The sequence below is a fragment of the Streptococcus mitis genome, from assembly GCF_001281025.1.
In the GTDB taxonomy this organism is placed as follows: Bacteria; Bacillota; Bacilli; order Lactobacillales; family Streptococcaceae; genus Streptococcus; species Streptococcus mitis_AK.
Genome location: NZ_CP012646.1, coordinates 1,069,750 through 1,095,614 on the forward strand (window position 1 = coordinate 1,069,750; position 25,865 = coordinate 1,095,614).

Below are 25,865 nucleotides of genomic sequence, written 5' to 3' on the forward strand. Positions count from 1 at the left end.
ACTTTTTTACATGTAATAAACAATAGCGATGTATTGGAGTGCGGACGCAGCTAGGATAAAGAGATGCCAAATCATGTGGAAATAAGGTTTTTTCTTGGCGTAAAATCCAGCCCCAACTGTATAACAGAGTCCGCCAGTTACCATGAGACTCCAGAAAATTGGTGTCGTTTGACTGATGATGGCAGGAATGATAGTTAGAACCAACCAGCCCATAATCAGGTAAAGAGCAAGGCTGAATTTCTCATTGACTTTTTTAGCAAAGATTTTATAGAGAATACCAAAGATGGTCGTTCCCCACTGGATGGCAATAATTAGATAGCCAAACCAGTTATTCATCAAGGTTAAGACGACTGGCGTATAAGAGCCTGCGATAGCCACATAAATCATAGAATGGTCAATAATTCGCAAGACGTATTTGTGGGTCGAACCATAGGCCATAGAGTGGTAAATGGTGGATGAGAGGAACATGAGAAAGAGACTGATGACGAAAATGGAAACGCCGATAGAGGATAAAAATCCGTGTGCTTCGTAACTATAGGTGGATGAAATAGGGAGTAAGATGAGCATTGTGACTGCACCTACGGCATGGGTCACGCTATTAGCAATCTCCTCTCCAAAACTGAGTTGTTTGCTGAGTTTAAGACTAGTGTTCATTGGATTACCTCCTCTTGAGTATGATCGATTAAGTCTAGAGTTTGGTGATAGAGTTTAACGGTTTGGCAGCTGGTTTGGATAATGGGGTTAGCTGGATCAATTCCTTGGTTCATGTAGTTTACAAAAGCATCGTAGAGTTGGTCTGAACTTGCTTGAGTTTGTAGAGTATTCAGTGTCTGTGCTATTTCTTGAATAGAAAATACAGACTTGAGGGTTGTGATAGCAATCAAACGTGCAATCTGTTGGCGTTGGTATTTTTTCTTGTCAGGCTTTGTCAGGTAACCATGTTTGACATAGTTATTGACCATAGATGCTGTCAGGCCCTTGTCTTTATCAGGATTGATAGGGGCGCAGACCTGATTGACATAAAGCAAAACCTGGTCCAGATAGAGGTCAATATTTGGAATTTCTGCCCATTTGGGGTAGGAAAAATCAGTTTTCATTTCCGACTCCTTTTTATCTAGTTTTGATAACTAGATTATAAAATAATAAAAATAGAAAGTCAAGTTTTAACTGCTTGTGAAAAGGCTTAAATTATGCTATGATGGGAGAAACTAGTCAGAAAAGAGGAGAAAAGATGGAAATTCGTTTAGCTTTTCCAAATGAAGTAGATGCCATCATGCAGGTGATGGAGGATGCTAAAAAATGTTTAGCAGATGCTGGTAGTGACCAGTGGCAAAATGGCTATCCAAATGCTGATATTATTATTGAAGATATTATCTCAGGTCAAGCCTATGTAGCCTTGGAAGAGGGTAAACTACTAGCTTATGCAGCTGTTACCAAGAGTCCAGAGGCAGTCTATGAAGCCATTTATGAAGGAAAATGGCAAGCTGGAGAGTCAGAGCACCTAGTCTTTCACCGTATTGCTGTGGCTGCAGATGTGCAGGGACAAGGAGTTGCTCAAACCTTCTTAGAGGGCTTGATTGAAGGTTTTGACTATCTTGATTTTCGTTCAGATACGCATGCTGAAAACAAGGTTATGCAACATATTTTTGAAAAGCTTGGATTTAAACAGGTCGGAAAAGTTCCAGTTGATGGTGAACGCTTGGCCTATCAAAAATTGAAGAAATAATGCAAAAGAAGTACGTAAAAACACTCTATTCTTCGCCAATTGGCTCCCTTTCCCTCGTAGCTGATGACTATCATTTGTATGGAATTTGGGTGCAGGAGCAGAAGCATTTTGAGATGGGACTAGGAGATGAGACGATAGAAGCAGTTGTTAGTCATCCCATTTTAGACCCAGTTATTGCTTGCTTAGATGCTTACTTTAAAGGCAAGTCTCAGGATTTATCCAACTTGCCCTTGGCTCCAATCGGAACAGATTTTGAAAAGAGAGTTTGGGCCTATTTACAGGAAATTCCTTATGGTCAGACAGTGACCTATGGACAAATAGCCCAAGACCTGCAAGTGGCTTCTGCTCAAGCAATTGGCGGAGCGGTAGGACGCAATCCTTGGTCTATCCTAGTACCTTGTCATCGTGTGCTGGGAGCAGGCAAGCGTCTGACGGGTTATGCTGCAGGAGTGGAAAAGAAAGCCTGGCTTTTGGAGCATGAAGGCGCAGATTTTAAAGATATAAACAATAGAAAGTGAAAGACATGTTAGAATTTATCGAATACCCAAAATGTTCAACTTGTAAAAAAGCAAAACAAGAATTAAACCAACTCGGTGTGGACTATAAAGCCGTCCATATCGTCGAAGAAACACCTAGCCAAGAAGTCATTTTAAACTGGATAGAAACCTCAGGTTTTGAGTTGAAGCAATTTTTTAACACCAGTGGAATCAAATACCGTGAATTGGGGCTGAAAGATAAGGTAGGAAGCCTGTCAAACCAAGAAGCAGCCGAGTTGCTAGCAAGCGACGGAATGTTGTTAAAACGACCGATTTTAGTGGAGAATGGAACTGTTAAGCAAATCGGCTATCGAAAAGCTTACGAAGAATTGGGATTGAAATAGTTTTTATCTATCTCTTTGATAGATAAAATATATAGCCTCCCTGTTTCAAAGTATGATAAACTAGTAGGTAGACAAAGTCTGTATCTGACCGTAGCAAATAATTTCATTGACGGCAGAAGTATGGTAGAATGAATCATTATCAGGAGAGGATGTTTTTATGAATGTTACAACGATTTTAGCATCAGATTGGTACCAAAACTTGATGCAATTGATTCCGGATGGCAAGCTTTTTAGCCTGCGTTCGGTCTTTGATGGAATTCCAAGAATTGTCCAACAGCTTCCAACAACGATTATGTTGACCATTGGTGGTGCTCTTTTTGGCTTGGTTTTGGCGCTTCTTTTTGCCATTGTGAAGATCAATCGTGTCAAGATTTTATACCCCTTGCAGGCCTTCTTTGTTAGTTTCTTAAAAGGGACACCGATTTTGGTTCAACTCATGTTGACCTACTACGGAATTCCTTTGGCTTTGAAAGCCCTCAATCAGCAATGGGGTACTGGTCTCAATATCAATGCGATTCCAGCTGCAGCTTTTGCGATTGTCGCCTTTGCCTTTAATGAGGCAGCTTATGCCAGTGAAACCATTCGTGCAGCCATTCTCTCAGTCAATCCTGGTGAGATTGAGGCGGCACGAAGTCTGGGGATGACCCGAGCGCAAGTTTATCGTCGCGTGATTATTCCAAATGCAGCAGTTGTGGCGACTCCAACTTTAATCAATTCCCTAATCGGCTTGACCAAAGGGACTTCTCTAGCCTTCAGTGCGGGTGTTGTGGAAGTCTTTGCCCAAGCTCAGATTCTAGGTGGAGCTGATTATCGTTACTTTGAACGATTCATCTCTGTAGCCCTTGTTTATTGGGTAGTCAATATTGGAATTGAAAGCCTCGGTCGTTTCATCGAGAGAAAAATGGCTATTTCTGCACCAGATACCGTGCAAACAGATGTGAAAGGAGACCTTCGTTAATGATTAAGATTTCGAATTTAAGCAAATCCTTTTCAGGACAGACTGTCTTGGATCATCTGAACTTGGATATTCAAAAAGGGGAAGTTGTAGCCTTGATTGGTTCTTCAGGAGCTGGAAAATCAACTTTCCTTCGCAGTCTCAATTATCTTGAAACACCTGACAGTGGCTCTATTCAGATTGATGATTTCTCAGTTGATTTTTCTAAGATTACTCAAGAAGAAATCCTTGCCTTACGCCGTAAGCTGTCCATGGTTTTCCAACAGTTTAATTTGTTTGAACGCCGAACAGCACTTGATAATGTGAAAGAAGGCTTGGTTGTTGTCAAGAAATTATCCGACCAAGAAGCGACTAAGATTGCCAAGGAAGAGTTGGCTAAGGTTGGGCTTTCTGACCGTGAAAACCATTACCCTCGCCATTTATCAGGTGGACAGAAGCAACGGGTTGCCTTGGCGCGTGCTCTCGCTATGAAACCAGATGTCTTGCTCTTAGACGAACCAACTTCAGCTCTTGACCCAGAATTGGTCGGTGAAGTAGAAAAATCTATTGCAGATGCTGCTAAGTCAGGTCAAACCATGATTTTGGTTAGTCATGATATGTCCTTTGTAGCCCAAGTTGCTGATAAGATTCTCTTCTTAGATAAGGGGAAAATCATCGAATCTGGAACACCGGATGAGATTATCCACCATCCTAAAGAAGAGCGGACAAAAGAATTCTTTGCTAGTTACAAACGGACTTATATTTGATATAATAGATAAAGGAAAACTCAGTTAGTTGGACTAGCTGAGTTTACTCTTTAAAAAAGATAGAAATGAGAGAAATCATGCTACTGCAACTATTTTCTTTATATTTCGAGAGTTTGATCTTGACCACCATCCTCGTCCTGATTTTTTTAGGGATTTGGATTGGACTGAGAGCCATGTCGGGAGTTGATAAGACAGCCAAGGCTCGCCAAGCACATCTCTATGATATGATTATGATTGGTGTCTTGGTTGTTCCAGTATTATCCTTTGCGGTTATGAGTTTAATTCTTGTTTTCAAGGCATAATCCTTGCATGATTGACAAGAAAGAGTTAGAATAAAGATAGTTACAACAAGAAAGAAGGAAACTATATGTACGATACTATTATTATCGGTGCTGGTCCTGCAGGAATGACTGCAGCCTTGTATGCTGCTCGAAGCAATCTCAAAGTAGGCTTGATTGAAGGTGGTCTGCCAGGTGGTCAGATGAATAATACCTCTGATATCGAAAATTACCCAGGATACGCTAATATTAGTGGGCCAGAATTGGCAGAAAAAATGTTTGAACCGCTTGAAAATCTTGGTGTTGAGCACATTTATGGTTATGTTGAAAATGTAGAAGACCATGGTGATTTTAAGAAAGTGATGACTGATGTCCAAACATATGAAACACGTACAGTTATCGTAGCAACTGGTTCTAAACACCGTCCTTTGGGAGTACCTGGAGAAGAAGAACTGAACAGTCGTGGTGTTTCTTACTGTGCCGTGTGTGATGGTGCTTTCTTCCGTGACCAAGATTTGTTGGTAGTTGGTGGTGGAGATTCAGCTGTTGAAGAAGCCCTCTTCTTGACTCGTTTTGCTAAGACTGTTACCATTGTTCACCGTCGTGACCAACTTCGTGCACAAAAAGTGTTACAAGATCGCGCCTTTGCGAATGAGAAAATCAGCTTTATCTGGGATTCTGTAGTGAAGGAAATTAAGGGTGAAAACCGAGTAGAATCTGTCGTTTTTGAAAATGTAAAAACAGGTCAAGTGACAGAACAAGCCTTCGGAGGTGTCTTTATCTATGTTGGTTTGGACCCTCTTAGCGATTTTGTTAAAGAATTGAATATCCAAGATCAGGCAGGATGGATTGTGACAGATAACCACATGAAAACTGCAGTTGATGGTATCTTTGCAGTTGGAGATGTTCGCTTGAAGGACCTCCGCCAAGTAACAACAGCAGTTGGAGATGGAGCTATCGCTGGTCAAGAAGCCTATAAATTTATCACAGAACATAGTTAATCATAAAAAAGTTTCCAATCAGATGACTGGAAACTTTTTTATAGTCTATTTCGGAAAACTTCGTACATGAGAATGGCTGCAGCAACACTGGCATTGAGGCTTTGAACATGTCCATTCATAGGAATGGTAATCATTTCATCAACCTGTTTTTTGATGTTGCTAGAAATGCCTTTTCCTTCATTTCCGATGATGAGGGCGATTTTCCCTTTTGTATTCCACTTGTGGCAAGGAGTACCATTCATATCCGTTCCAAAGGTCCAGAATCCTTCATCCTTGAGTTTGTCTAGAGTTTGGCTCAGATTGGTCACTCGAGCGATTGGGACGTGCTCAATAGCACCTGTGGCCGTTTTGGCAACGACAGGAGTAACACCGACAGCACGATGTTTGGGAATGATGACACCTGAAACGTTGGTCGCATCGGCTGTTCTTAAGATGGAGCCTAAGTTGTGAGGGTCGGTTAACCCGTCCAGAATTAATAGCAAAGGATTTTCTTCTTGGCGTGTTTTGGCAAGGATTTGGTCCAGCCCACTATAGGCAAATTCGGACACTCGTAGAACAAAACCTTGGTGGACAGCACCTTCAGTCATCTCAGAGAGGGATTTTTTTGAGGTCCAAGAAATGGAGACCTTCTTTTCTGTAGCTAGTTCCTTGACTTTCTCAACATTCTTACCTCGGAGATCTTCTTGGAGGTAAAGTTTGTTTCCTGTGTTTGCAAGGAGGGCTTCGGTAACGGCGTGGACGCCATAGACAATATCATTTGTTTTCATGCCTCTATTATAACACAAAACCCCGTCTTGCAACGGGATTTTCTTTATTCTAGAATTAGTAAACCATCTTTAACTTCAAATGGGTCTTTTTCATTGATGCGATCGTAAAACATGATGCCGTTGATGTGGTCAATTTCATGCTGAACAACGATGGAGTTGTAGCCTTTGAGTTTGATACGGTGTTTTTCTCCATCCTTGTCAAAGTAGTCAACAGTAACGCGGGCATGGCGAACAACATAGCCAGGTACGTTGCGGTCAACAGAAAGGCACCCTTCTCCTTCGCCAAGAGCAGCGTCTTGAACAGAGTGAGAGACGATTTTTGGATTGTACATAATAGCTTGCAAGTCGTAAGCTTCCTGTGGAGTTTCGCCTTCTTCGACAATGTTTGGCACCAAAACAGCGATAATACGTTTTGAGATATCTAATTGAGGAGCAGCAAGTCCAACCCCACCGCGGAGTCCCATTTTTTCAGCCATTACAGGATCTTGGGAATGTTTAAGGAATTGCATCATCTTTTCTCCAAGGATGATTTCCTGGTCAGACAAGGGGAAAGTAACTTCCTCAGCAACCGCGCGTAGAGTAGGATTCCCTTCGCGGATAATATCGTTCATATCAATTAAGTGAGCAGCTTTTGTAATACGTTCTATAGCAGACATTTTCTCTCCTTTCATTACTTCTACATGATATCACAAAATGACAAGGAATGAAAGCATTATGGCATCGAGCTTTTATAGAAAATGCCTACTAGGTTCGATTCAATTGTGAAAGAATTACTTATCTATGATATAATAAAAAGAAAAGGCTTGCATTAGAAAGTGGGGAGAATAAAGATGCAAAGAAGACAAGATAGACATAAACGTGGACCAGTTTTTCGTTTTATGAGGGGTTTTGTAAACTTTTTTAGGAGTTATCGCAAGTGGAGTAATAAGGGATTTGTGGCTATACTCTTGCTAGCAGTTGCTTTATCAATGGGCTTGGTCTTGTTGTTTGAAAGTTTCCAAGGAATCCCTTTAACCAGTCAAAAAAAGGATGCCATTTCTCAAGAAGCAAATAAGACGAATCAAAATGCTAAAGATCAAGAAGAGGAAAAAACTGCTAGAATTATGGCCAACGGGGACCTCCTCTATCATATTCCCATCTATCGTTCTGCTTTAAAAGAAGATGGAACCTATGATTTTCATGAAAATTTTGATTATGTGAAACCATGGCTCAAACAAGCAGACTTGATTATAGGTGATTTTGAAGGTACTGTGAACAAGGACCACTATTTGGCAGGTTATCCTCTCTTTAATGCACCTGGAGAAGTCATGGATGCTATCAAGGATGCCGGTTATCAAGTGCTAGATTTGGCACATAACCATATCCTAGATTCACAAATAGAAGGTGTGGTTTCAACAGCAGATGCTATTGAGAAGGCAGGAATGACACCTATTGGAGTGTATACGCATGAGTCCCGTGATCAAGCTCCACTGGTTATCAAGGAAGTGAATGGTATCAAGGTTGCACTTTTGGCCTATTCTTATGGTTTTAATGGAATTGAGCAAAGTATTTCTCAAGAAGACTATAACCGCTATCTTTCAGATCTAAATGAAGACAAGATGAAGGCTGAAATTGAGCGTGCAGAGAAGGAAGCGGATATCACCATTATCATGCCTCAGATGGGTGTGGAGTATCGCTTGGAACCAACTGAAGAACAAAAGGCTCTTTATCACAAGATGATCGATTGGGGAGCTGATATTATCTTTGGAGGGCATCCTCACGTAGTTGAACCATCTGAAACGGTTGAAAAAGATGGAGACAAGAAACTCATTATCTATTCAATGGGGAACTTCATTTCCAATCAACGAATTGAAACCATGCAAGATGAAGAGAATGCTAAGTGGACAGAGCGTGGCGTGCTCATGGATGTGACCATTAAGAAAAAGGCTGGTAAGACGACAATCGAAACTGCCAAAGCACATCCTTCTTGGGTAAATCGTACACCGAAAGGAACCTATTCTCCAGAAGGTTATCCACTATTCCTATACCAAACTTATATCTTAGAAGATTTTATTGAGGGTGGTAGTCATCGTGACCAGTTAGATGAAGCGACTAAGGAACGAATTGATACAGCCTATAAAGAAATGAACGAACACGTAGGATTGAAGTGGGATTAGCTTGAATCCAGAGGGAAGTAAATGACGATTAAGGTAATTGCAACAGATATGGATGGGACCTTGCTGGATTCTAGAGGCCAGCTTGATCTCCCACGCTTGGAAAAGATTTTAGATCAGTTGGATCAAAGGGGTATTCGTTTTGTCATCGCGACGGGCAATGAAATTCATCGCATGAGGCAACTACTGGAGCACTTGGTCGATCGAGTGGTTCTGGTTGTTGCAAACGGTGCTCGTATTTTTGAAAACAATGAACTGATTCAGGCTCAGACTTGGGATGATGCCATTGTTGATAAGGCTTTGGCTCGTTTCAAGGATCGAGCGTGTCAGGACCAGTTTGTTGTAACGTCTATGAAGGGTGGTTTCGTCAAAGAAGGTACGATTTTTACAGACCTTGAAAGTTTTATGACTCCAGAAATGATTGAAAAATTCTACCAACGGATGCAATTTGTGGACGAATTAACCTCTGACCTCTTTGGTGGTGTGCTCAAGATGAGTATGGTTGTTGGTGAGGAACGTTTGAGTTCGGTCTTGGAAGAAATCAATGACCTCTTTGATGGCCGTGTTCGTGCTGTATCGAGTGGCTATGGTTGCATTGATATCCTTCAAGCTGGAATTCATAAAGCATGGGGCTTGGAAGAATTACTCAAGCGCTGGGACTTGACCTCCCAACAAATCATGGCTTTTGGTGACAGTGAAAATGATGTTGAAATGCTTGAAATGGCTGGAATTGCCTATGCGATGGAAAATGCTGATGATAAAGCCAAAGCTGTGGCTACTGCTCTAGCGCCAGCCAATAGCCAAGGAGGAGTTTATCAAATCTTGGAAAACTGGTTAGAAAAAGGAGAATGAAGTGGCAGTACAGTTATTAGAAAATTGGTTACTAAAGGAACAAGAAAAAATCCAAACGAAGTATCGTCACTTAAATCAGGTTTCTGTTGTAGAGCCAGACATTCTTTTTATTGGGGATTCCATTGTCGAATATTATCCTCTGCAGGAACTATTTGGGACTTCGAAGACGATTGTCAATCGAGGCATTCGAGGGTATCAGACAGGGCTGTTATTAGAAAATCTAGATGCGCATCTGTACGGTGGAGCAGTAGATAAAATTGTCCTTTTGATTGGGACAAATGATATCGGAAAAGATGTGCCTGTGAATGAGTCTCTCAATAATCTCGAAGCTATCATACAATCCATTACTCGCGATTATCCATTGACTGAGATTAAATTGCTTTCCATTTTGCCAGTCAATGAGGGAGAGGAGTACAAGCAGACAGTCTATATCCGCACGAATGAAAAAATCCAGAAATGGAATCAAGCCTATCGAGAGCTTGCTTCAGCCTATATGCAGGTAGAATTTGTGCCAGTTTTTGATAGTTTGACAGACCAGGCAGGCCAACTCAAAAAAGATTATACAACTGATGGGTTGCACCTTAGTGTTACTGGTTATCAGGTTTTGACCAAAGCTTTGAAAGACTATCTTTTGTAGTTAGTTGATTTCCTTTTTGCATTTTTACCATAGATAAGGTATAATAGTTCTATTATCTTTTGGGGTCGTTACGGATTCGACAGGCATTATGAGGCATATTTTGCGACTCGTGTGGCGACGTAAACGCTCAGTTAAATATAACTGCAAAAAATAACACTTCTTACGCTCTAGCTGCCTAAAAACCAGCAGGCGTGACCCGATTTGGATTGCTCGTGTTCAATGACAGGTCTTATTATTAGCGAGATACGATCAAGTCTTGTCTAGCGGCTTGATAAGAGATTGATAGACTCGCGGTTTCTAGGCTTGAGTTATGTGTCGAGGGACTGTTAAACGAATACATAACCTATGGTTGTAGACAAATATGTTAGCAGATGTTTGGACGTGGGTTCGACTCCCACCGGCTCCATTATTAATTGGTGAAACGTTGTTAAATCAACGTTTTTTATTTTGAAGTTCTTTATAAAAACTAAAAAAATGAACTTAACGTTCAAAAATTAGACATAACAAATTAAAAAATATACCGACTTTTATCTCCCTGAATGATATAATGATTGTATATTGTGGGTTTATTGTAATGTTGTGTTTGATTTTCAAAAAGAACAATTATCTAGAAGAAGAGAATATATAACATAGTTTTGAAATGATTCTTGAATTTGAACATTGGGTATAATTGAGTACGATTTTAAAAATTTTTGAATATAGACTTAGATACTTTATCTTGGTTGATAGAGTATTTACTTTAAAATACAAGGGTAACAGGTAAAAAATTAAATAAACAAAAAATGATGTTTATTCGTGATGTTAGGTTTGATAAATCCAATCGTTCTAGTATTTTTATTTTTGGAGAATTACTCAAGAGGCTGAAGAGGACGGTTTGCTAAATCGTTAGGTCGGGTAACTGGCGCGAGGGTTCGAATCCCTCATTCTCCGTTAGAATAATCTTGAGATTTTCTAAAGAAACACTCTTAGGGACTTTTTCCAAGAGTAAATTTTATAAAGAGGTGTATTATGAAAAAAGTTAAGTTGCTTGGTATTTTAGCGCTCTCAGCAGTTGTCTTAGGTGCTTGTTCTTCACTTCCGAGTCAGTCAGGGTCGAATTCTGACAAAACCGAACAAACTGATAAGAAAGAAGAATCAGTCAAAGAAAAAGTTACAAAAGATGCTGAAACTTTATTAGATGCAGTTTTGACTACTGATATTGCTAAGTTTAAAAAGATTTACGGCGAAACCTATGAAAAATGGACTGAGGCAGTATTTGCGGTTCAAACTAGTGAAAAGGTAAAAGATGATGGTCTTACACCAGCCTCTACCTATTCTGTTCAATGGCATGCTGATTTCCCTATTGAAACACCAGAAGAAACAATTACTGGTTTCTTAAAAGTAAGACGAAAAATGTTCCAGGAGATTGGTTCTTACTCTATTAAGGATGTTAAGTTAGACGAATCAGGGAGTTCAGCTACTGTAACTTTTACATCTAAAAAGTTGCATTCTAAGGGCTTGGCTTCTTCAACAAGAGACGTTTTAACAACTCTAATTGGAGGGATTGACAACTTAGGTAAGTACAATACTGCGGGATCAAATGTTGATATTAAACGATACCAAACATTAATTTCGTACTGGATTTTTGAGCATCTGTTTAGGCATGATTTTACTATCTATAACGATGTTGACCCTAACTTAGCGTATACACCATTTACTACTGGAGATTTTGATACTGAAATTAAATTAACCAAAGATAAGGATGGCAACTGGCTTATCTCTCAAGAGGATTATCGTACTCTAGCGACTGAGTTAATTGATAATACAGAAGGTTATGATACTGTTGTCCGAAGTAATGTTTCAAAATCTAACGACAAAGGCAAATCTAGTGATAAATCGACAGACAACTCCTCAGATAAAAAAGATAAAAGTAGTATCTGATAATTAGTTTAAAAAGTAAAGCAAGTAGTTTATAATAGCTACTTGCTTTATTTCGTTTTATTAGCAAAAAAGATACAACTTTTGTCGTATCCTAGAAATAATTTTTCTTTTCTACGGAAGACATGGGATTCGAACCCACGCACGCTGTTACACGCCTACCGCGTTTCCAACACGGCCTCTTAAGCCTCTTGAGTAATCTTCCAATACTTACTCAAATAGTCTACCATAAAGGTTCTTATCTTGCAATAAAAATTCTGGAAATAAGAAAAATGATAGAATTTGAAAGAAAATGATAAAAAACGCTTGACTTTGAAAGAAAGTGTGATAGAATGAATACTGTAAACGATAACAGGAGGTGATTCGGTGTTAAAAACAGAGCGGAAACAACTGATTTTAGAGGAGTTAAATCAACATCATGTAGTTTCTCTAGAAAAATTAGTTAGTTTGTTAGAAACGTCAGAATCAACGGTTCGAAGAGACTTGGATGAGTTGGAAGCAGAAAACAAGCTTCGTCGCGTGCATGGTGGAGCAGAATTGCCTCACTCCTTGCAGGAAGAAGAAACCATTCAAGAAAAATCTGTCAAAAACCTTCAAGAGAAGAAGTTGTTGGCTCAGAAAGCAGCCTCTCTCATAAAGGAACAAGATGTCATCTTTATCGATGCTGGAACAACAACTGCTTTTTTGATTCATGAATTGGTTAATAAGAATGTTACAGTCGTGACCAACTCGATTCACCATGCCGCACAGTTGGTTGAAAAGCAGATTCCAACTGTCATGGTTGGAGGAAGTGTCAAGATGGCGACAGATGCTAGCATCGGGGGCGTTGCTCTTAACCAGATTAACCAATTGCACTTTGACCGTGCCTTTATCGGGATGAATGGTGTAGATGATGGCTATTATACGACTCCTGATATGGAGGAGGGGGCTGTGAAGCGTGCTATTTTAGAGAATGCCAAACAGACCTATGTCTTGGTGGATTCGTCTAAAATTGGACAAACTTGCTTTGCCAAGGTAGCACCACTCAAACGCGCTATCGTTATCACAAGTCAAGGGCATGAACTCTTGCAGGCTATTAAGGAGAAAACGGAGGTAATAGAAGTATGATTTATACAGTCACGCTCAATCCATCTATTGATTATATCGTTCGTTTGGACCAAGTCCAAGTCGGTAGTGTCAATCGTATGGACAGTGATGATAAGTTTGCTGGTGGGAAAGGAATCAATGTCAGTCGTGTCTTGAAACGCTTGGATATTCCAAATACAGCGACGGGATTTATCGGAGGCTTTACGGGTAAATTTATCACAGATACTCTGGCTGATGAAGAAATCGAGACACGTTTTGTCCAAGTAGCAGAAGATACTCGTATCAATGTCAAGATTAAAGCAGACCAAGAAACAGAAATCAACGGAACGGGTCCAAATGTCGAATCAGCCCAGCTAGAAGAGTTGAAAGCTATTTTATCTAGTTTGACTGCAGAAGATACAGTTGTCTTTGCTGGTTCAAGTGCTAAAAATCTAGGCAATGTTATCTATAAGGATTTGATTGCCTTGACACGTCAGACGGGTGCGCAAGTGGTTTGTGACTTTGAAGGACAGACCTTGATTGATAGTTTGGACTATCAGCCACTTTTGGTTAAACCAAATAATCACGAGCTTGGAGCGATTTTTGGAGTGAAACTCGAAAGTTTAGATGAAATTGAGAAATACGCTCGTGAGTTATTGGCCAAAGGTGCTCAAAACGTCATTATCTCTATGGCTGGCGACGGTGCCCTTCTTGTCACATCTGAGGGAGCATACTTTGCTAAACCAATCAAAGGGACAGTCAAAAATTCAGTTGGTGCTGGTGATTCTATGGTTGCCGGATTCACAGGTGAATTTGTCAAATCAAAAGACGCAGTAGAAGCCTTCAAATGGGGAGTTGCTTGTGGAACAGCAACTACCTTCTCGGATGACTTGGCAACAGCAGAATTTATTAAAGAAACATATGAAAAAGTTGAGGTAGAAAAACGATGAAAATTCAAGACCTATTGAGAAAAGATGTCATGTTGCTGGATTTGCAGGCAACTGAAAAAACAGCTGTCATCGAAGAAATGATTAAAAGTTTGGTAGATCACGGTTATGTGACAGATTTTGAAACATTTAAAGAAGGTATTTTGGCACGTGAAGCTTTGACTTCTACAGGTTTGGGTGACGGAATCGCAATGCCTCACAGCAAAAATGCTGCTGTCAAAGAAGCGACAGTTCTCTTTGCTAAGTCAAATAAGGGTGTTGATTATGAGAGCTTGGATGGACAAGCAACTGACCTCTTCTTCATGATTGCGGCTCCAGAAGGTGCCAATGATACTCACTTGGCAGCCTTGGCAGAATTGTCTCAATACTTGATGAAAGACGGTTTTGCTGACAAACTTCGTCAAGTAACATCAGCTGACCAAGTTATCGAACTTTTTGACAAAGCTTCCGAAAAAACTGAAGAGCCTGTTCAAGCACCTACTAATGACTCTGATGAGTTTATCGTTGCTGTTACAGCTTGTACAACAGGTATTGCTCACACTTACATGGCTCAAGAAGCCCTTCAAAAAGTGGCTGCTGAAATGGGTGTTGGAATCAAGGTTGAAACCAACGGTGCTAGCGGTGTTGGAAACCAACTAACTGCTGAGGACATCCGCAAGGCTAAAGCTGTTATCATCGCTGCAGACAAGGCGGTTGAGATGGATCGTTTCGATGGCAAACCATTGATCAATCGTCCAGTTGCTGACGGTATCCGTAAAACAGAAGAATTGATTAACTTGGCTCTTTCAGGAGATGCTGAAGTCTACCGTGCTGCTAATGGAGCAAAAGCTTCGACAGCAAGCAACGAAAAACAAAGCCTTGGTGGTGCCTTCTACAAACACTTGATGAGTGGTGTATCTCAAATGTTGCCATTCGTTATAGGTGGTGGTATCATGATTGCCCTTGCCTTCTTGATTGACGGTGCTTTGGGTGTTCCAAATGAAAATCTTGGTAATCTTGGTTCCTACCATGAGCTAGCTTCTATGTTTATGAAAATTGGTGGAGCTGCCTTTGGTTTGATGCTCCCAGTCTTTGCAGGTTATGTTGCCTACTCTATCGCTGAAAAACCAGGTTTGGTAGCGGGTTTTGTGGCTGGTGCTATTGCTAAAGAAGGTTTTGCCTTTGGTAAAATCCCCTATGCAGCAGGTGGTGAAGCAACTTCAACTCTTGCAGGTGTATCATCTGGTTTCCTAGGTGCCCTTGTTGGTGGATTTATCGCAGGTGCTTTAGTTCTTGCTATCAAGAAATACGTTAAAGTTCCTCGTTCACTTGAAGGTGCAAAATCAATCCTTCTATTGCCACTTCTTGGAACAATCTTTACTGGATTTGTCATGCTAGCTGTTAACATCCCGATGGCAGCAATCAACACTGCTATGAATGACTTCCTAGGCGGTCTTGGAGGAGGTTCAGCTGTCCTTCTTGGTATCGTTCTTGGAGGAATGATGGCTGTCGATATGGGTGGACCTGTTAATAAAGCGGCCTATGTCTTTGGTACAGGTACGCTTGCAGCAACTGTTTCTTCAGGAGGTTCTGTAGCCATGGCAGCAGTTATGGCTGGAGGAATGGTTCCGCCACTTGCCATCTTTGTCGCAACTCTTCTCTTTAAAGATAAATTTACTAAGGAAGAACGAAACTCTGGTTTGACAAACATCATCATGGGCTTGTCATTTATTACTGAGGGAGCGATTCCATTTGGTGCAGCTGACCCAGCTCGTGCGATCCCAAGCTTCATCCTTGGTTCAGCAGTAGCAGGTGGCCTCGTTGGTCTTACTGGTATCAAACTAATGGCGCCACACGGAGGAATCTTCGTGATCGCCCTTACTTCAAATGCTCTTCTTTATCTCGTTTCTGTCTTAGTAGGAGCAATTGTAAGTGGTGTGGTCTATGGTTACCTACGCAAGCCACAAGCATAAAATCTAGATAGAAAATGAAAAGATTGGACCGTTTGGTGCAGTCTTTTTCTCTTTCCGAAATGCCTGTGAAATATGGTATAATAGAAGAATGGCAAACAAGAATACAAGTAAAACAAGACGGAGACCGTCTAAAGCAGAACTCGAAAGAAAAGAAGCGATTCAACGGATGTTGATTTCGTTAGGAATCGCGCTGTTATTGATTTTCGCAGCCTTTAAATTAGGGGCTGCAGGTATAACCATTTACAATATAATTCGCTTGCTGGTGGGTAGTCTAGCTTATTTGGCAATATTTGGTATCCTGCTCTACCTCTTCTTTTTCAAGTGGATACGAAAACAGGAAGGGCTTCTATCTGGCTTTTTCACTATATTTGCGGGCTTGCTCCTGATTTTTGAAGCCTACTTAGTTTGGAAATATGGTTTGGACAAGTCCGTTCTAAAAGGAACCATGGCTCAGGTTGTGACGGATTTAACTGGTTTTCGAACGACCAGTTTTGCTGGGGGGGGCTTGATTGGGGTTGCTCTTTATATTCCAACCGCCTTTCTCTTTTCAAATATCGGCACTTACTTTATTGGTTCTATCTTGATTTTAGCTGGAGCCCTGCTAATCAGTCCTTGGTCTGTTTACGATATTGCTGAATTTTTCAGTAGAGGCTTTGCCAAATGGCGGGAAGGGCATGAGCTTCGAAAAGAGGAACGCTTTGTCAAACAGGAAGAAAAAGCTCGTCAAAAGGCTGAGGAAGAGGCTAGATTAGAACGAGAAGAGGTCGAAAAAGCCTTACTCGATTTGCCTCCTGTCGATGTGGAAACGGGTGAAATACTGACAGAAGATGTTGTGCTTGACGCTCCACCTGTTCCAGAAGAAGAGTGGGTGGAACCAGAAATCATCCTGCCTCAAGCTGAACTTGAATTCGCTGAACAGGAAGATGGCTCAGATGATGAAGACGTACGGGTTGATTTTTCAGCTAAGGAAGCCCTTGAATACAAACTTCCAAGCTTACAACTCTTTGCCCCTGATAGACCCAAAGACCAGTCTAAAGAGAAGAAAATCGTCCGGGAAAACATCAAAATCCTAGAAGAAACCTTTGCTAGCTTTGGTATCAAGGTAACAGTTGAACGGGCTGAAATTGGACCATCAGTAACCAAGTATGAAGTCAAGCCAGCAGTGGGTGTAAGGGTCAACCGCATTTCCAATCTCGCAGACGACCTTGCTCTAGCCTTGGCAGCCAAGGATGTTCGAATCGAAGCACCTATCCCAGGGAAATCCCTGGTCGGAATCGAAGTACCCAACTCTGAGATTGCTACTGTGTCCTTCCGCGAACTATGGGAACAATCTCAAACGAAAGCTGAAAATCTCTTGGAAATTCCTTTAGGGAAGGCTGTTAATGGCACTGCAAGAGCATTTGATCTTTCTAAAATGCCCCACTTGCTAGTCGCAGGTTCAACGGGTTCAGGTAAGTCGGTCGCCGTTAACGGCATTATCGCTAGCATCCTCATGAAGGCGAGACCTGACCAAGTTAAATTTATGATGGTCGATCCCAAGATGGTTGAGTTATCTGTTTACAATGATATTCCCCACCTCTTGATTCCAGTTGTGACCAATCCACGCAAGGCCAGCAAGGCTCTGCAAAAGGTTGTGGATGAAATGGAAAATCGTTATGAACTTTTTGCCAAGGTGGGAGTTCGTAACATTGCAGGCTTTAATGCCAAGGTAGAAGAGTTCAATGCCCAGTCTGAGTACAAGCAGATTCCGCTACCGCTCATTGTCGTGATTGTGGATGAGTTGGCTGACCTCATGATGGTAGCCAGCAAGGAAGTAGAAGATGCCATTATCCGTCTCGGACAGAAGGCGCGTGCTGCAGGGATTCACATGATTCTTGCAACCCAGCGTCCATCCGTTGATGTCATCTCTGGTTTGATCAAGGCCAATGTTCCATCACGAGTGGCTTTTGCGGTTTCATCAGGGACAGACTCCCGTACTATCTTGGATGAAAATGGAGCTGAGAAACTGCTTGGACGTGGAGATATGCTCTTTAAACCAATTGATGAAAATCATCCAGTTCGTCTCCAAGGATCCTTTATCTCGGATGATGATGTTGAACGCATCGTAAACTTTATCAAGGCTCAGGCAGATGCGGACTACGATGAGAGTTTTGATCCAGGTGAGGTTTCTGAAAATGAAGGAGAATTTTCAGATGGTGAATCTGGTGGTGACCCGCTCTTTGAAGAAGCCAAGGCTTTGGTAATCGAAACTCAGAAAGCCAGCGCATCTATGATTCAGCGTCGTTTGTCAGTTGGATTTAACCGTGCGACTCGTCTCATGGAAGAGCTTGAGATGGCAGGTGTCATTGGTCCAGCTGAAGGTACCAAACCAAGAAAAGTTTTACAACAATAAAAAAATAGCTTCTTTCCAAGTTTGGAAGGAGGCTATTTTAGTGATTATTGATTAGTTTTATTTTCCGAAGTTGGACTATTGGACTGTTTTTCATTTTCAGTAGTAGGCTTACTTGGAGTAGGAGTAGAAGAATCCTGAGTTGCTGCTTTCTGCTCTTCTTTTTTCTCTTCCTTGACGCTAGCTTTTGGCGTTTCCTCTTGCTGTGTTTTTTCTTGACTAGTATTATTTTCCTTATTAGGACTAGTGTTTTCCTTAGGGGATTCTTTTTGAATTTCTTTGACAATGGTTGTCGTCTGGGTTGTCGTAGGTTCTTTTTTAGTATTTTTGTTATTATCCAAGGCGTTCATGATAGTGATACTTGCGGTAATTAAGCCAAGGATACTAGCGATAGTCGCAACGATTTTTTGAAAGACTGTAAAGCCTTTTTTGATGTGTTCTGTTTTTGGTTTTGAAGTTCTACGATAATTAGACATGCATTCTCTCCTTTGATTAAAACTTATTATACCGCATTTCTTTAAAAAAATCTTAAAAAAAGAGGAATTGCCCTTTCTTGTCGCAGGCTCCGTTTCATGATACAATAGAGGGAGTGATTTTAGAAAGCGTAAGAAAACATGATTTACTTTGATAATTCGGCGACGACCAAGCCTTATCCTGAAGCCCTTGAAACTTATATGCAGGTCGCTTCAAAAATTTTAGGAAATCCATCTAGTCTCCATCGTTTGGGAGACCAGGCAACACGAATCTTAGATGCTTCTCGCCAACAGATTGCAGATTTAATCGGTAAGAAAAGTGATGAAATCTTCTTTACATCTGGTGGAACAGAAGGTGATAACTGGGTTATCAAGGGTGTGGCCTTTGAAAAAGCCCAGTTTGGCAAGCACATCATCGTATCAGCCATTGAACATCCGGCAGTCAAAGAGTCAGCCCTTTGGTTGAAAAATCAAGGGTTTGAGGTAGATTTTGCTCCAGTTGATGAGAAAGGATTTGTGGATGTTGAGGCGCTAGCAGATTTGATACGACCAGATACGACCCTCGTTTCCGTCATGGCTGTGAACAATGAAATCGGCTCGATTCAACCTATTGAGGCTATTTCAGAACTGTTAGCAGACAAGCCGACTATTTCCTTCCACGTTGATGCGGTTCAGGCGCTTGCCAAGATTCCGACTGAAAAATATCTGACAGAACGAGTGGATTTCGCGACTTTCTCTGGTCACAAGTTCCACGGAGTTCGTGGTGTTGGTTTTGTCTATATCAAGTCTGGCAAGAAGATTACGCCTCTTTTAACAGGTGGGGGTCAGGAACGTGATTACCGTTCGACAACTGAAAATGTGGCAGGAATTGCAGCGACTGCCAAGGCTCTCCGCTTGTCTATGGAAAAGCTAGATATCTTTAGGAGCAAGACTGGGCAGATGAAGTCAGTAATTCGTCAAGCACTTCTGGACTATCCAGATATTTTTGTCTTTTCAGATGAGGAAGACTTCGCACCTCATATTCTGACTTTTGGAATTAAGGGTGTTCGTGGTGAAGTCATCGTTCACGCTTTTGAAGACTATGATATTTTCATCTCAACGACCTCTGCTTGTTCGTCCAAGGCTGGGAAACCTGCAGGAACCCTGATTGCCATGGGAGTGGATAAAGATAAGGCCCAGTCAGCTGTGCGTCTTAGTCTAGACCTTGAAAATGATATGAGTCAGGTCGAGCAATTTTTGACCAAGTTAAAATTAATTTACAACCAAACTAGAAAAGTAAGATAGGAGCATTCATGCAGTATTCAGAAATTATGATTCGCTACGGAGAGTTGTCAACCAAGGGTAAAAACCGTATGCGTTTCATTAATAAACTTCGCAATAATATTTCAGACGTTTTGTCTATCTATCCCCAAGTTAAGGTAACCGCAGATCGTGACCGTGCCCACGCTTACCTCAATGGAGCTGATTACACAGCAGTAGCAGAATCGCTCAAACAAGTTTTTGGAATTCAAAACTTTTCCCCTGTTTATAAGGTTGAAAAATCTGTAGAAGTTCTGAGGTCTGCTGTCCAAGAGATTATGCAGGACATCTACAAGGAAGGCATGACCTTTAAGATTTCTAGCAAGCGTAGCGACCACAACTTTGAACTCGACAGTCGTGAACTCAACCAAACGCTTGGAGGAGCTGTTTTTGAAGCAATTCCAAATGTGCAAGCTCAGATGAAAAATCCTGATATCAATCTTCAGGTGGAGATTCGTGAGGAAGCTGCTTATATTTCTTATGAAACTATTCGTGGGGCTGGTGGTTTGCCAGTTGGAACTTCAGGTAAAGGGATGCTTATGTTGTCGGGAGGGATTGATTCACCTGTAGCTGGTTATCTAGCGCTTAAGCGTGGGGTAGATATTGAGGCTGTTCATTTTGCCAGCCCACCTTACACGAGTCCTGGAGCTCTTAAAAAAGCGCAGGATTTGACTCGTAAATTGACCAAGTTTGGGGGAAATATCCAGTTTATCGAAGTACCTTTTACAGAGATTCAAGAGGAAATTAAGGCCAAAGCGCCAGAAGCCTATCTCATGACCTTGACTCGTCGTTTTATGATGCGGATTACCGATCGTATTCGTGAGGTACGAAATGGTTTGGTTATTATCAATGGGGAAAGTCTTGGTCAAGTCGCTAGCCAAACTCTTGAAAGCATGCAGGCTATCAATGCAGTTACCAACACTCCCATCATCCGTCCAGTTGTGACAATGGATAAGTTGGAAATCATTGACATCGCCCAGGAAATCGATACCTTTGACATTTCTATCCAGCCTTTTGAGGACTGCTGTACGATTTTTGCGCCAGATCGTCCTAAGACCAATCCTAAGATTAAGAATGCAGAGCAGTATGAAGCACGTATGGATGTTGAAGGCTTAGTTGAGCGAGCAGTGGCTGGAATCATGATTACTGAGATTACACCTCAAGCTGAAAAAGATGAAGTTGATGACTTGATTGACAATCTGCTCTAATCAGAAAATCCAAAAGAATTTAGAAAAATAAATGAAAAAGTTAGTTTTTAATTCCAAAAACGGAAGCAAAACTAACTTTTTTTCTTAAACTGTGATATAATAAAATAAAATTTTGAATATAGAGAGTTTTCTGACAATGAATCAATCCTACTTTTATCTAAAAATGAAAGAACACAAACTCAAGGTTCCTTATACGGGCAAGGAGCGCCGTGTTCGTGTTCTTCTGCCTAAAGATTATGAGAAAGACACGAATCGTTCCTATCCTGTTGTTTACTTTCATGACGGGCAGAATGTTTTTTATAGCAAGGAGTCTTTCATTGGTCATTCATGGAAGATTATCCCAGCTATTAAGCGTAATCCTGATATCAGTCGCATGATTGTCGTAGCCATTGATAATGATGGAATGGGGCGGATGAATGAGTATGCGGCATGGAAGTTCCAAGAATCTCCTATTCCGGGGCAGCAGTTTGGCGGTAAGGGTGTGGAATATGCCGAGTTTGTCATGGAGGTGGTCAAGCCTTTTATCGATGAAACTTATCGTACAAAAGCAGACCGCCAGCATACAGCCATGATTGGTTCCTCATTAGGTGGCAATATTACCCAGTTTATCGGTTTGGAATACCAAGACCAAATTGGATGTCTCGGGGTCTTTTCATCTGCTAACTGGCTCCATCAAGAGGCCTTTAACCGCTATATCGAGCGTCAGCAACTATCGCCTGACCAGCGCATCTTCATCTATGTGGGAACGGAAGAAGCGGATGATACAGACAAGACCTTGATGGCTGGTAATATCAAACAAGCCTATATCGACTCTTCGCTTCGCTATTACCATGATTTGATTGCTGAGGGAGTTCATCTGGATAATCTTGTCTTGAAAGTTCAGTCTGGTGCCATCCATAGTGAAATCCCTTGGTCGGAAAATTTACCAGACTGTCTGAGATTTTTTGCAGAAAAATGGTAAGTTAGGAAAGGAGAAAGCCAATGCATATTGAAAACCTTAGCCACTGGAGTGGCAATCTTAACCGTGAAATGTACCTTAATCGTTATGGACATGCTGGGATTCCAGTTGTGGTCTTTGCTTCATCAGGTGGTAGTCACAACGAATACTATGATTTTGGCATGATTGATGCCTGTGCTTCCTTTATCGAGGAAGGTCGTGTCCAGTTCTTTACCCTATCCAGTGTGGATAGTGAGAGCTGGTTGGCCACTTGGAAAAATAGTCATGACCAGGCGGAGATGCACCGTGCCTACGAACGCTATGTGATTGAGGAGGCTATTCCTTTTATCAAGCATAAGACAGGTTGGTTTGATGGTATGATGACGACAGGTTGCTCCATGGGTGCCTATCATGCTGTCAATTTCTTCCTCCAGCATCCAGATGTCTTTACCAAAGTGATTGCTCTTAGTGGTGTTTACGATGCACGTTTCTTTGTCGGCGATTACTACAATGACGATGCCATTTACCAAAACTCGCCAGTAGATTATATCTGGAACCAGAACGACGGCTGGTTTATTGACCGTTATCGTCAGGCAGAGATTGTGCTGTGTACGGGTCTTGGTGCCTGGGAACAAGACGGTCTACCATCTTTCTATAAGCTCAAAGAAGCCTTTGACCAGAAACAAATTCCAGCCTGGTTTGCTGAATGGGGACACGATGTCGCCCACGACTGGGAATGGTGGCGCAAACAAATGCCTTATTTCCTTGGCCATCTCTATTTATAAAAGGAGTTACCTATGAATTACCTTGTTATTTCTCCCTACTATCCGCAAAACTTTCAACAGTTTACCATCGAACTAGCCAATAAAGGCATCACAGTCTTGGGAATTGGTCAAGAACCATACGAGCAATTGGATGAACCTTTACGCAATAGCCTGACCGAGTATTTCCGTGTTGACAATCTTGAAAATATAGATGAAGTCAAACGTGCAGTTGCTTTTCTCTTTTATAAACATGGCCCGATTGACCGTATTGAATCCCACAATGAATATTGGCTAGAGCTGGACGCAGCACTCAGAGAGCAATTCAATGTCTTTGGTGCCAAACCAGAGGATCTCAAAAAGACGAAATTTAAGTCTGAAATGAAGAAACTCTTCAAAAAAGCAGGTGTCCCCGTGGTACCTGGAGCTGTTATCAAGACGGAAGCAGATGTGGATCAAGCTGTGAATGAAATCGGTCTTCCAATGATTGCCAAACCTGACAATGGAGTGGGAGCAGCTGCGACCTTTAAGCTTGAAACAGAAGACGATATCAACCACTTCAAGGCTGAGTGGGACCATTCAACCGTTTATTTCTTTGAAAAATTTGTCACTTCTAGCGAAATCTGTACCTTTGACGGGCTTGTAGACAAGGATGGAAAGATTGTCTTCTCAACGACCTTCGACTACGCCTATACACCGCTGGATCTCATGATTTACAAGATGGACAATTCCTACTATGTGCTCAAGGAGATGGATCCCAAATTACGTAAATATGGTGAGGCAATTGTCAAGGAATTTGGTATGAAAGAACGGTTCTTCCATATCGAGTTCTTCCGTGAAGGGGATGATTACATCGCCATTGAGTACAATAACCGCCCTGCAGGTGGTTTCACTATTGATGTTTATAACTTTGCTCATTCTTTGGATCTTTATCGTGGCTACGCAGCTATAGTCGCAGGAGAAGAGTTCCCAGCGTCAGAGTTTGAACCTCAGTATTGTTTGGCTACATCACGTCGTGCAAATGCTCACTATGTCTATTCTGAGGAGGACTTGCTTGCCAAATATAGTCAGCAGTTCAAGGTTAAAAAAATCATGCCAGCGGCCTTCGCGGAACTTCAAGGGGATTACCTTTATATGATGACAACTCCGAGTCGACAAGAAATGGAGCAGATGATTGCTGATTTCGGACAACGTCAAGAGTAATGAAAAGAATGAAAGGAGTTTGCTGCCTTTTATCCTTTTTAATAGAATAGAAGACCAAATGTTAGCAAATTTGAACCAATTTAATTAATATGATCTAATAATGTAGAAATGTTAATATCAAAGGTATTTAAAGACGTAATGGAAATTTGTTTATTATTTTGAATATATCTTGTACATCAACTATTAATTTATTTTAAGGAGTCTAAATTTAAAATGAAAAAAGAAGAAATAGAGCGTCTTTTCCTCTCTTCTATTATCGGAATTATTACATTTGCAATAATATTATATAGTGGTTATCAATTAATTTCTTTTTGGGGTAAGACAGATAAAGTTTTATTAGTTTTAGTTTCGGTTTTTTCTATAACAAAATTGTTAGTGACTTACTTTGTTTCAAAAAGAAAAAATAGACTAGAAAAATGGTTCAATTATTCTATAACAATTTTATTAGGTTTAGTAGAGTTTTCTGTTTTATTTTACTTACTAAATGGTAATCAAGATTTGAAATTATTTCTTTTGGCTATAATAACGATATTTTTGGAAAGCCTTATAAAAGAAAAATCAAATTCAAGGACGATAATAACGGGAATAACGGGAACATTTTTAATCTTTTTTGTAATTATTTTTTCAATTTTATTATTTTTTATTAATCCATCTGAATCCGCTCTAGTTTCGGCAATCACAGCAGTAGCTACTTTGTTATTGACAACTGACACTCTAGAGGATGTATTTAATATAAAAGTGACAAAGCAACGACAAAAACAACTTTCGGTTATAAAAATATCAGTATTATTTCTTGTCCCAATAATTTATGCCTCCTCTTTAATTTATCCCCGTCCTGATGTTGATAATGCTTCGATTTATACGATGTTGCTAACTGGACTTTATAGATTTATTGTATTAGAAATAACATATCCTCTTTTTTTATTTTTAATTTATTTTAAGAAACTAAGACAAAAAATTCAAATCATGCTTGGATTACCATCTAGTCAAAAATATTTATATGGAAATTGGAATATGATTACAATAAATAAATTTACGAACAAAGATATTATTGTGAGAAAATTCTTATTAAATATTGATGGCAATAGAATTAAATTTTTGGGTAGTTTTTTCACTTTTGATGAAGATAATGTTATCTATAATGATAAAGAGGAAATACTTGGGAAAATCGAGAAATGTAACGATGATAGAGTAAATTTAGTAATTGATAATAAAACTTTACAGCTTATTAAAATAGGAAGTGATGAATATAAAAAGTTTAGTTCATATAATTATAATCACAAGGAGAAGTTTTACAATATTCAAATCATAGAACCGATTACTAGTAGTGAACTAGAGGTTAGTTTGTTCATATTAAATAATGACGAAAATCAATTTTTAGAAATAAATAGTATGACTAATTACAAATATTATTTAAAAGATGGGGAGTTTATTCGTATTAAGAATAATGAGAAATGTGATATGCATATTTTATTATCATCGGATATATACGAATCAGATCAATTTAAGTAGTGAAAAGAGTTAACTTTTCTTAAAAGAACATATTAAAGAATATGAAATTATAAATTTAAAAGAATTTCGAACTTTTTTGCTAATTAAAAAATTGGAAAATATTTCGGACAACGTCAAGAATAAGAACTCTCGGATTAAGGAAATGGATCCCCTTAATCCTTTTGTTTTAATAAGAGAAATAAAACCGCTTTCTCATACATTCTTTTA

The 25,865-nt window shown here is 40.3% G+C and carries 26 protein-coding genes, 2 tRNA genes and 1 other RNA gene; 23 read left to right on the forward strand and 6 right to left on the reverse strand.

Translation table 11 applies throughout. The features are described from left to right. Window positions 1-6: 6 nt before the first annotated feature. Both trhA and RN80_RS05220 read right to left on the reverse strand, forming a co-directional pair. On the reverse strand, window positions 7-654 hold the full coding sequence (gene trhA, locus RN80_RS05215) for a PAQR family membrane homeostasis protein TrhA (RefSeq protein WP_060627951.1): 648 nt from the start codon (window positions 652-654) through the stop codon (window positions 7-9). After that, complete coding sequence (locus RN80_RS05220) at window positions 651-1,097, reverse strand: DUF1836 domain-containing protein (protein ID WP_060627954.1); 447 nt, start codon at window positions 1,095-1,097, stop codon at window positions 651-653. Before RN80_RS05220 ends, trhA begins: the two co-directional genes overlap by 4 nt. 134 nt (window positions 1,098-1,231) lie before the next feature. On the opposite strand from RN80_RS05220, the gene RN80_RS05225 reads away from it, so the two are divergent. The 7 genes from RN80_RS05225 to trxB all read left to right on the forward strand — a co-directional run bounded on the left by RN80_RS05225 (window position 1,232) and on the right by trxB (window position 5,586). Further along, window positions 1,232-1,726, forward strand: a complete 495-nt coding sequence (locus RN80_RS05225; protein ID WP_060627956.1) for a GNAT family N-acetyltransferase — start codon at window positions 1,232-1,234, stop codon at window positions 1,724-1,726. Continuing rightward, window positions 1,726-2,244, forward strand: a complete 519-nt coding sequence (locus RN80_RS05230) for a methylated-DNA--[protein]-cysteine S-methyltransferase (protein WP_060627958.1) — start codon at window positions 1,726-1,728, stop codon at window positions 2,242-2,244. The genes RN80_RS05225 and RN80_RS05230 overlap by 1 nt, the downstream gene beginning before the upstream one ends. A gap of 5 nt (window positions 2,245-2,249) precedes the next feature. Beyond that, on the forward strand, window positions 2,250-2,606 hold the full coding sequence (locus tag RN80_RS05235; RefSeq protein WP_060627960.1) for an arsenate reductase family protein: 357 nt from the start codon (window positions 2,250-2,252) through the stop codon (window positions 2,604-2,606). A gap of 157 nt (window positions 2,607-2,763) precedes the next feature. Beyond that, complete coding sequence (locus tag RN80_RS05240) at window positions 2,764-3,564, forward strand: amino acid ABC transporter permease (RefSeq protein WP_001103449.1); 801 nt, start codon at window positions 2,764-2,766, stop codon at window positions 3,562-3,564. Then, window positions 3,564-4,307 (forward strand): amino acid ABC transporter ATP-binding protein, encoded by a 744-nt coding sequence (locus RN80_RS05245; RefSeq protein ID WP_000590982.1) that lies wholly within the window; start codon window positions 3,564-3,566, stop codon window positions 4,305-4,307. Before RN80_RS05240 ends, RN80_RS05245 begins: the two co-directional genes overlap by 1 nt. A 77-nt stretch (window positions 4,308-4,384) precedes the next feature. Continuing rightward, the gene (locus tag RN80_RS05250; RefSeq protein WP_000926599.1) at window positions 4,385-4,609 is read left to right on the forward strand and encodes a DUF4059 family protein; all 225 of its coding nucleotides are present in this window, start codon (window positions 4,385-4,387) and stop codon (window positions 4,607-4,609) included. A gap of 65 nt (window positions 4,610-4,674) precedes the next feature. Then, complete coding sequence (gene trxB / locus RN80_RS05255; RefSeq protein WP_060627963.1) at window positions 4,675-5,586, forward strand: thioredoxin-disulfide reductase; 912 nt, start codon at window positions 4,675-4,677, stop codon at window positions 5,584-5,586. 38 nt (window positions 5,587-5,624) lie between these two features. On the opposite strand, the gene rlmB is transcribed toward trxB, so the two are convergent. Together rlmB and def are read right to left on the reverse strand one after the other, a co-directional pair. After that, window positions 5,625-6,353, reverse strand: coding sequence for a 23S rRNA (guanosine(2251)-2'-O)-methyltransferase RlmB (rlmB, locus tag RN80_RS05260; protein WP_060627964.1), 729 nt, complete (start codon window positions 6,351-6,353; stop codon window positions 5,625-5,627). Between the two features lie 44 nt (window positions 6,354-6,397). After that, window positions 6,398-7,009 (reverse strand): peptide deformylase, encoded by a 612-nt coding sequence (def, locus tag RN80_RS05265; protein WP_045611905.1) that lies wholly within the window; start codon window positions 7,007-7,009, stop codon window positions 6,398-6,400. Window positions 7,010-7,183: 174 nt separating this feature from the next. Between def and RN80_RS09710 the strand changes: the two genes are divergently transcribed. The 6 genes from RN80_RS09710 to RN80_RS05300 all read left to right on the forward strand — a co-directional run bounded on the left by RN80_RS09710 (window position 7,184) and on the right by RN80_RS05300 (window position 11,915). Next, a complete protein-coding gene (locus RN80_RS09710) occupies window positions 7,184-8,509 on the forward strand; it encodes a CapA family protein (protein ID WP_080976377.1) in 1,326 nt (441 codons plus the stop codon). 21 nt (window positions 8,510-8,530) lie between these two features. Further along, a complete protein-coding gene (locus RN80_RS05280) occupies window positions 8,531-9,358 on the forward strand; it encodes an HAD family hydrolase (protein ID WP_060627967.1) in 828 nt (275 codons plus the stop codon). A gap of 1 nt (window position 9,359) precedes the next feature. Further along, window positions 9,360-9,995: an SGNH/GDSL hydrolase family protein gene (locus RN80_RS05285; RefSeq protein ID WP_060627977.1), complete on the forward strand. Its 636-nt coding sequence runs from the start codon at window positions 9,360-9,362 to the stop codon at window positions 9,993-9,995. Between the two features lie 61 nt (window positions 9,996-10,056). Then, window positions 10,057-10,404, forward strand: a transfer-messenger RNA (tmRNA) gene (gene ssrA, locus RN80_RS05290). A 433-nt stretch (window positions 10,405-10,837) separates the two neighbouring features. Continuing rightward, a tRNA-Ser gene (locus tag RN80_RS05295) sits at window positions 10,838-10,925 on the forward strand. A gap of 78 nt (window positions 10,926-11,003) precedes the next feature. Then, window positions 11,004-11,915: a hypothetical protein gene (locus tag RN80_RS05300; protein ID WP_060627979.1), complete on the forward strand. Its 912-nt coding sequence runs from the start codon at window positions 11,004-11,006 to the stop codon at window positions 11,913-11,915. Window positions 11,916-12,029: 114 nt separating this feature from the next. Here RN80_RS05300 and RN80_RS05305 read toward each other — a convergent pair. Beyond that, window positions 12,030-12,117 (reverse strand) — tRNA-Ser (locus RN80_RS05305). Window positions 12,118-12,278: 161 nt separating this feature from the next. Between RN80_RS05305 and RN80_RS05310 the strand changes: the two genes are divergently transcribed. From RN80_RS05310 to RN80_RS05325, 4 genes are all read left to right on the forward strand, one after another. Next, window positions 12,279-13,019, forward strand: coding sequence for a DeoR/GlpR family DNA-binding transcription regulator (locus tag RN80_RS05310; protein WP_000920654.1), 741 nt, complete (start codon window positions 12,279-12,281; stop codon window positions 13,017-13,019). Then, window positions 13,016-13,927, forward strand: coding sequence for a 1-phosphofructokinase (pfkB, locus tag RN80_RS05315; protein WP_060627982.1), 912 nt, complete (start codon window positions 13,016-13,018; stop codon window positions 13,925-13,927). The genes RN80_RS05310 and pfkB overlap by 4 nt, the downstream gene beginning before the upstream one ends. Further along, complete coding sequence (locus tag RN80_RS05320; RefSeq protein ID WP_060627984.1) at window positions 13,924-15,876, forward strand: fructose-specific PTS transporter subunit EIIC; 1,953 nt, start codon at window positions 13,924-13,926, stop codon at window positions 15,874-15,876. The genes pfkB and RN80_RS05320 overlap by 4 nt, the downstream gene beginning before the upstream one ends. Before the next feature lie 88 nt (window positions 15,877-15,964). Further along, a complete protein-coding gene (locus RN80_RS05325; protein ID WP_080998509.1) occupies window positions 15,965-18,268 on the forward strand; it encodes a DNA translocase FtsK in 2,304 nt (767 codons plus the stop codon). A gap of 44 nt (window positions 18,269-18,312) precedes the next feature. Here the strand turns inward: RN80_RS05325 and RN80_RS05330 are convergent, their stop codons facing one another. Continuing rightward, a complete protein-coding gene (locus RN80_RS05330; protein WP_060627988.1) occupies window positions 18,313-18,741 on the reverse strand; it encodes a DUF6556 family protein in 429 nt (142 codons plus the stop codon). 138 nt (window positions 18,742-18,879) lie between these two features. Here RN80_RS05330 and RN80_RS05335 point away from each other — a divergent pair, with 138 nt between their 5' ends. From RN80_RS05335 to RN80_RS05360, 6 genes are all read left to right on the forward strand, one after another. Beyond that, complete coding sequence (locus RN80_RS05335) at window positions 18,880-20,022, forward strand: cysteine desulfurase family protein (RefSeq protein WP_060627990.1); 1,143 nt, start codon at window positions 18,880-18,882, stop codon at window positions 20,020-20,022. Window positions 20,023-20,030: 8 nt separating this feature from the next. Further along, complete coding sequence (thiI, locus tag RN80_RS05340) at window positions 20,031-21,245, forward strand: tRNA uracil 4-sulfurtransferase ThiI (protein WP_060627993.1); 1,215 nt, start codon at window positions 20,031-20,033, stop codon at window positions 21,243-21,245. Window positions 21,246-21,381: 136 nt separating this feature from the next. Further along, entirely contained in the window at window positions 21,382-22,206 is an 825-nt protein-coding gene (locus RN80_RS05345; RefSeq protein ID WP_060627997.1) for an alpha/beta hydrolase, read from the forward strand. A gap of 20 nt (window positions 22,207-22,226) precedes the next feature. Beyond that, window positions 22,227-22,967 carry an esterase family protein gene (locus RN80_RS05350; protein WP_060628000.1) on the forward strand — a complete coding sequence of 247 codons (741 nt, stop codon included), beginning with the start codon at window positions 22,227-22,229 and terminating at the stop codon, window positions 22,965-22,967. Window positions 22,968-22,979: 12 nt separating this feature from the next. Further along, entirely contained in the window at window positions 22,980-24,146 is a 1,167-nt protein-coding gene (locus tag RN80_RS05355; RefSeq protein ID WP_060628002.1) for an ATP-grasp domain-containing protein, read from the forward strand. 213 nt (window positions 24,147-24,359) lie between these two features. Beyond that, complete coding sequence (locus RN80_RS05360) at window positions 24,360-25,658, forward strand: hypothetical protein (protein WP_060628004.1); 1,299 nt, start codon at window positions 24,360-24,362, stop codon at window positions 25,656-25,658. Window positions 25,659-25,865 lie beyond the last annotated feature (207 nt).

Coding starts and splice junctions, on each gene's coding strand:
- trhA (WP_060627951.1), bottom strand. CDS start 654: ATGAACACTAGTCTTAAACTCAGCAAACAACTCAGTTTTGGAGAGGAG.
- RN80_RS05220 (WP_060627954.1), bottom strand. CDS start 1,097: ATGAAAACTGATTTTTCCTACCCCAAATGGGCAGAAATTCCAAATATT.
- RN80_RS05225 (WP_060627956.1), top strand. CDS start 1,232: ATGGAAATTCGTTTAGCTTTTCCAAATGAAGTAGATGCCATCATGCAG.
- RN80_RS05230 (WP_060627958.1), top strand. CDS start 1,726: ATGCAAAAGAAGTACGTAAAAACACTCTATTCTTCGCCAATTGGCTCC.
- RN80_RS05235 (WP_060627960.1), top strand. CDS start 2,250: ATGTTAGAATTTATCGAATACCCAAAATGTTCAACTTGTAAAAAAGCA.
- RN80_RS05240 (WP_001103449.1), top strand. CDS start 2,764: ATGAATGTTACAACGATTTTAGCATCAGATTGGTACCAAAACTTGATG.
- RN80_RS05245 (WP_000590982.1), top strand. CDS start 3,564: ATGATTAAGATTTCGAATTTAAGCAAATCCTTTTCAGGACAGACTGTC.
- RN80_RS05250 (WP_000926599.1), top strand. CDS start 4,385: ATGCTACTGCAACTATTTTCTTTATATTTCGAGAGTTTGATCTTGACC.
- trxB (WP_060627963.1), top strand. CDS start 4,675: ATGTACGATACTATTATTATCGGTGCTGGTCCTGCAGGAATGACTGCA.
- rlmB (WP_060627964.1), bottom strand. CDS start 6,353: ATGAAAACAAATGATATTGTCTATGGCGTCCACGCCGTTACCGAAGCC.
- def (WP_045611905.1), bottom strand. CDS start 7,009: ATGTCTGCTATAGAACGTATTACAAAAGCTGCTCACTTAATTGATATG.
- RN80_RS09710 (WP_080976377.1), top strand. CDS start 7,184: ATGCAAAGAAGACAAGATAGACATAAACGTGGACCAGTTTTTCGTTTT.
- RN80_RS05280 (WP_060627967.1), top strand. CDS start 8,531: ATGACGATTAAGGTAATTGCAACAGATATGGATGGGACCTTGCTGGAT.
- RN80_RS05300 (WP_060627979.1), top strand. CDS start 11,004: ATGAAAAAAGTTAAGTTGCTTGGTATTTTAGCGCTCTCAGCAGTTGTC.
- pfkB (WP_060627982.1), top strand. CDS start 13,016: ATGATTTATACAGTCACGCTCAATCCATCTATTGATTATATCGTTCGT.
- RN80_RS05320 (WP_060627984.1), top strand. CDS start 13,924: ATGAAAATTCAAGACCTATTGAGAAAAGATGTCATGTTGCTGGATTTG.
- RN80_RS05325 (WP_080998509.1), top strand. CDS start 15,965: ATGGCAAACAAGAATACAAGTAAAACAAGACGGAGACCGTCTAAAGCA.
- RN80_RS05330 (WP_060627988.1), bottom strand. CDS start 18,741: ATGTCTAATTATCGTAGAACTTCAAAACCAAAAACAGAACACATCAAA.
- RN80_RS05335 (WP_060627990.1), top strand. CDS start 18,880: ATGATTTACTTTGATAATTCGGCGACGACCAAGCCTTATCCTGAAGCC.
- thiI (WP_060627993.1), top strand. CDS start 20,031: ATGCAGTATTCAGAAATTATGATTCGCTACGGAGAGTTGTCAACCAAG.
- RN80_RS05345 (WP_060627997.1), top strand. CDS start 21,382: ATGAATCAATCCTACTTTTATCTAAAAATGAAAGAACACAAACTCAAG.
- RN80_RS05350 (WP_060628000.1), top strand. CDS start 22,227: ATGCATATTGAAAACCTTAGCCACTGGAGTGGCAATCTTAACCGTGAA.
- RN80_RS05355 (WP_060628002.1), top strand. CDS start 22,980: ATGAATTACCTTGTTATTTCTCCCTACTATCCGCAAAACTTTCAACAG.
- RN80_RS05360 (WP_060628004.1), top strand. CDS start 24,360: ATGAAAAAAGAAGAAATAGAGCGTCTTTTCCTCTCTTCTATTATCGGA.